This is a genomic window from Candidatus Synechococcus spongiarum (genome assembly GCF_900047545.1).
Classification (GTDB): Bacteria; Cyanobacteriota; Cyanobacteriia; order PCC-6307; family Cyanobiaceae; genus Synechococcus_B; species Synechococcus_B spongiarum_C.
Genome location: NZ_FITM01000174.1, coordinates 1 through 3,773 on the forward strand (window position 1 = coordinate 1; position 3,773 = coordinate 3,773).

At 60.9% G+C, this 3,773-nt stretch carries 9 protein-coding genes; all 9 read right to left on the minus strand.

What is annotated here, in order from left to right:
- Positions 1–168: 168 nt before the first annotated feature.
- Positions 169–534, minus strand: a complete 366-nt coding sequence (gene rplR, locus FLM9_RS07440) for a 50S ribosomal protein L18 (RefSeq protein WP_074457976.1) — start codon at positions 532–534, stop codon at positions 169–171.
- Positions 535–573: 39 nt separating this feature from the next.
- Complete coding sequence (rplF, locus tag FLM9_RS07445) at positions 574–1,113, minus strand: 50S ribosomal protein L6 (protein ID WP_074457977.1); 540 nt, start codon at positions 1,111–1,113, stop codon at positions 574–576.
- 31 nt (positions 1,114–1,144) lie between these two features.
- Complete coding sequence (gene rpsH, locus FLM9_RS07450; protein WP_074457978.1) at positions 1,145–1,546, minus strand: 30S ribosomal protein S8; 402 nt, start codon at positions 1,544–1,546, stop codon at positions 1,145–1,147.
- Positions 1,547–1,566: 20 nt separating this feature from the next.
- Positions 1,567–2,118, minus strand: coding sequence for a 50S ribosomal protein L5 (gene rplE, locus FLM9_RS07455; protein WP_074457979.1), 552 nt, complete (start codon positions 2,116–2,118; stop codon positions 1,567–1,569).
- A 49-nt stretch (positions 2,119–2,167) separates the two neighbouring features.
- A complete protein-coding gene (gene rplX, locus FLM9_RS07460) occupies positions 2,168–2,506 on the minus strand; it encodes a 50S ribosomal protein L24 (protein WP_074457980.1) in 339 nt (112 codons plus the stop codon).
- Positions 2,506–2,871: a 50S ribosomal protein L14 gene (rplN, locus tag FLM9_RS07465; RefSeq protein ID WP_074457981.1), complete on the minus strand. Its 366-nt coding sequence runs from the start codon at positions 2,869–2,871 to the stop codon at positions 2,506–2,508. Before rplN ends, rplX begins: the two co-directional genes overlap by 1 nt.
- A gap of 13 nt (positions 2,872–2,884) precedes the next feature.
- Positions 2,885–3,133 (minus strand): 30S ribosomal protein S17, encoded by a 249-nt coding sequence (rpsQ, locus tag FLM9_RS07470; RefSeq protein ID WP_074457982.1) that lies wholly within the window; start codon positions 3,131–3,133, stop codon positions 2,885–2,887.
- A gap of 3 nt (positions 3,134–3,136) precedes the next feature.
- Positions 3,137–3,364 carry a 50S ribosomal protein L29 gene (rpmC, locus tag FLM9_RS07475; protein WP_074457984.1) on the minus strand — a complete coding sequence of 76 codons (228 nt, stop codon included), beginning with the start codon at positions 3,362–3,364 and terminating at the stop codon, positions 3,137–3,139.
- Positions 3,365–3,386: 22 nt separating this feature from the next.
- A partial coding sequence (gene rplP, locus FLM9_RS07480; protein ID WP_074457983.1) for a 50S ribosomal protein L16 occupies positions 3,387–3,773 on the minus strand: 387 nt, incomplete at its 5' end.

Genomic DNA, 3,773 nt, shown 5'->3' on the forward strand with positions numbered 1-3,773 from the left:
CCCGCTCCTGCCATTCGGAGTCCCGCTCCTCACGGCGGGTGCGGCGTTCACGGCGCTCACGGCGCTCACGGCGCTGGCCCTGCTGCTCCTGTTGCCTTTCGGAAGCAGGGGGAACGTCCGCAGCGGCGGGGACTTGGGGTTTGCTGTTGGAATCGGTCATGGTCAGCACTAAAAGATAAGGCCCGCGTCCCGGGCAGCATCGGCCAGGGCCTTGACCCGACCGTGATAGAGGTTGCCGCCCCGGTCAAAGACCACAGAGCGAATGCCTTTGGCCAGAGCCCGCTTGGCCACCAACTGACCGACCACCTGTGAAGCCTGGCAGTTGGCCCCCAATCCCGGCAGGGCCTGGCGCAGATCCTTATCGAGGCTGGATGCCGCAGCCAAGGTATGTTGTGCGCCATCGTCAATCACCTGAGCATAGATGTGGTGATTAGAGCGGAAGACCGCAAGGCGGGGCCGTTGTGGGGTGCCCTCGATGCGGCGGCGAACACGCCGGTGGCGGTGCTGGGTCTGGGCTGTGCGAGAGGCAAGCATGGTCACAAATGGAGAAAAAGGCTGTTGGGGGGCCGAGGTTTACTTCTTGCCAGCCTTGCCGGCCTTGCGCAGGATGATCTCACCCGCGTACTTGATGCCTTTGCCCTTGTAAGGCTCCGGTGGAGACACGGCGCGAACCTTGGCCGCCTCGTTGCCCACCACCTCCTTCTCGGCACCATTGACCGTGATCCTGGTGTTGTTCTCCACCTTATAGGTGATGCCCTGGGGAGGGACCAACTCCACGGGATGGCTGTAGCCGGCACTCAGCACCAGGGTTTTGCCCTTGACTTGAGCCCGGTAGCCCACGCCCACCATCTCCAGGGTTTTGCTGTAGCCCCTGGTCACCCCCTCCACCATGTTGGCCACAAGGGTGCGGGACAGGCCATGGCGCATCCGGTTGGTGCGGCTGGCGCCGGTGGGGGTGACCACCAGGGCTTGTTCATGACGGGCAACGGCAACGCCCTCGGGCAGGGTGCGCCGTAACTCTCCATTGGGGCCTTTCACCTGAACCGTGCGCCCCTCAAGCTGCACCTGGACATTGGCAGGAATGGGAACTGGTTGCTTGCCGATTCGTGACATGGTGTTGTCTTCAGGAGAGGTGGTCTTGGGGTCAGTAAACGTAACAGAGCACCTCGCCGCCAATGCCCTGCTTGCGGGCAGTGCGGTCGCTCATGACCCCTCGAGATGTGGAAAGAATCGCCACACCAATGCCACCTAACACCTTGGGCAAGTGGCGATGATTGGAATAGATGCGCAAGCCGGGCCGACTGACCCGCTGCAGGGCACGAATCAACGGCTGCTTGTGCTTTCCGGTGTACCTTAATTCAAGCACCAACTGCTTGCAGAAGCCTTCGCCCTCTTCGCTAAAGGCATAGATAAAGCCTTCTTCCCGCAGCACCTTGGCGATGCTGCAGCACATGCGTGAGGCAGGGATGCTGGTGGTGGCATGACGTTTCTCACTCGCATTACGAATGCGGGTCAGCATGTCAGAAATGGAGTCGTGGCTGGCCATGGTGAATTTTTGCTGGGGGCTCAGGTCTTGCTGAACGGCATGCCCATTGCCCGGAGCAATGCGCGGCCCTCGTCATCGCTTCGGGCAGTGGTGACAATGGTGACGTCCATGCCGCGGACGGCATCAATCTCGTCAAAGCTGATTTCCGGAAAAATCAGTTGCTCCTTCACCCCCAAGGTGTAGTTGCCGCGGCCGTCAAAGCTCTTGGGGTTGACACCGCGGAAATCACGGATGCGGGGCAAGGCCAGATTGATGAGGCGATCCAGGAAGGCATACATGCGGTCACCTCGCAGCGTCACCATGACGCCAATGGGCATTCCCGCACGGATCTTGAAGCTGGAAATGGCCTTCTTGGCCCGGGTGATGACCGGCTTTTGCCCGGTAATTTTGGCAATCTCGGCCGTGGATCCTTCCAGGGCCTTAGAGTTCTGCGCCGCCTCGCCCAGGCCACGGTTCACGGTAACCTTGACGAGCTTGGGCGCTTGGTGGATGTTGTCCAGCCGCAGTTCTTTTTGCAGCCTGGGCTGGATGGTGGTTTTGTAGCGCTGCTTAAGGGGAACGAAGGTGGTCATCTGGGGCAGAGGCGGAACGGGAAAAGAAGCATGGGGGGACAGCAGACCGTCAATCCAGGATCTCTCCAGTTTTTTTAAGCCGCCGCTTTTTGCTGCCATCCTCCTGAAGGACCATCTCAATGCGGCTGGCCACCTTCTGGTCCACGGAGTAGAGCATGACGTTGGAGGCGTGGATGGGGGCCTCTTCGTTGGCAATGCGACCCCGCTCCCCCTCCTGCTTGGGCTTGACGTGGCGTGTCCGCATGTTTATGCCCTCCACCACCACCCGGTTGTCCTCCAGCAGGGTGCGCAGCACCTTGCCCCTCCTACCCCGATCCTTGCCTGCGATCACCTGAACGGTGTCACCCGTCTTGATGCGCAGCTTGCGTGTCGGTGTCGGCTTTGCCATCAGATGACCTCCGGGGCCAGGGAAACAATTTTGGTGAAGCTGCGCTCCCGCAACTCCCGGGCCACGGGTCCAAAGACACGGGTGCCCCGGGGATTTTTGTCGTCGTTAATGATCACGGCGGCGTTGTCGTCAAACCGGATGGCGTTGCCCGTATCCCGCCGCAGGGTGGCGCGGGTGCGCACCACCACCGCCTTGACCACGTCGGACTTTTTTACCCCCATGTTGGGGGTGGCATCCTTCACTGCAGCAACAATCACGTCCCCCACATGGGCATAGCGTCCTCTGTTGCCCAGAACCCGAATGCACTGGATTCTGCGGGCGCCGCTGTTGTCGGCCACGTTGAGATGGGTTTCCTGCTGAATCATGGCTGGTCTCCCCTCAACGCTTTGCGGAACTGATGATCTCTGCCACCGTCCAGGTTTTGTGGCGGCTGACGGGACGGGTTTCCGAGATCAAGACCCGGTCACCCACGTGACAGCGATCAGTTTCGTCATGCACCTTGTAGCGCTTGGTGCGGCTCACCGTCTTTTTGTAGACGGGATGAGGGAAGCGGTTTTCGACTGCGACTACGATGGTTTTGTCCATCTTGTCGCTGACGACGACGCCCAGTCGTTCTTTGGTGGCCATGGGTTAATCGGTGGATAGAGAGGTGGAAGGTTTGACTTGGCGGCGCTGCCGCTGGATGGTGAGCAGTCGCGCCAGCTTGACTCGGGTCTGCCGGAACAGGTGGGATTTGTCCAGTTGACGGGTGGCCCGTTTGAAGCGCAACTCGAACAGGTTTTTGCGGGCCGCCGCAACCTGCTCCTTGAGGGCACTGTCGTCCAACTGAAGAAGGTCGGTGTATGCGGAGTTGGTCATGGAATCCATGGCGGAAGTCGCCCTAGGCCCCTTCAGGAGGCGTGACGTTGGCATTGGCAACGGCGGGCATGGGGTTAAGGCCCATGCCCTCGCGCACCAGGAACTTTGTCTTGACCGGCAGCTTGTATTGGGCCAGTCGCATGGCGGAGCGGGCCAGCTCTTCGCTGATCTCCTCACCGCCCATCTCGAAGAGGATCCGTCCGGGCTTCACCACGGCCACCCAGAATTCCGGGTTGCCCTTGCCCGATCCCATGCGGGTTTCTGCGGCACGCATGGTGATGGATTTGTCAGGAAAGATGCGGATCCACACCTTGCCTCCCCGCCGGATGGCGCGGGTCATGGCGCGGCGACTGGCCTCAATCTGCCGCGAAGTGACCCAGCCGCATTCCTGGGCCTGAATGGCGAAGTC

Excerpts from the sequence above, each read along its gene's own strand:
- rplR (WP_074457976.1), bottom strand. The coding sequence starts at position 534 with ATGCTTGCCTCTCGCACAGCCCAGACCCAGCACCGCCACCGGCGTGTT.
- rplF (WP_074457977.1), bottom strand. The coding sequence starts at position 1,113 with ATGTCACGAATCGGCAAGCAACCAGTTCCCATTCCTGCCAATGTCCAG.
- rpsH (WP_074457978.1), bottom strand. The coding sequence starts at position 1,546 with ATGGCCAGCCACGACTCCATTTCTGACATGCTGACCCGCATTCGTAAT.
- rplE (WP_074457979.1), bottom strand. The coding sequence starts at position 2,118 with ATGACCACCTTCGTTCCCCTTAAGCAGCGCTACAAAACCACCATCCAG.
- rplX (WP_074457980.1), bottom strand. The coding sequence starts at position 2,506 with ATGGCAAAGCCGACACCGACACGCAAGCTGCGCATCAAGACGGGTGAC.
- rplN (WP_074457981.1), bottom strand. The coding sequence starts at position 2,871 with ATGATTCAGCAGGAAACCCATCTCAACGTGGCCGACAACAGCGGCGCC.
- rpsQ (WP_074457982.1), bottom strand. The coding sequence starts at position 3,133 with ATGGCCACCAAAGAACGACTGGGCGTCGTCGTCAGCGACAAGATGGAC.
- rpmC (WP_074457984.1), bottom strand. The coding sequence starts at position 3,364 with ATGACCAACTCCGCATACACCGACCTTCTTCAGTTGGACGACAGTGCC.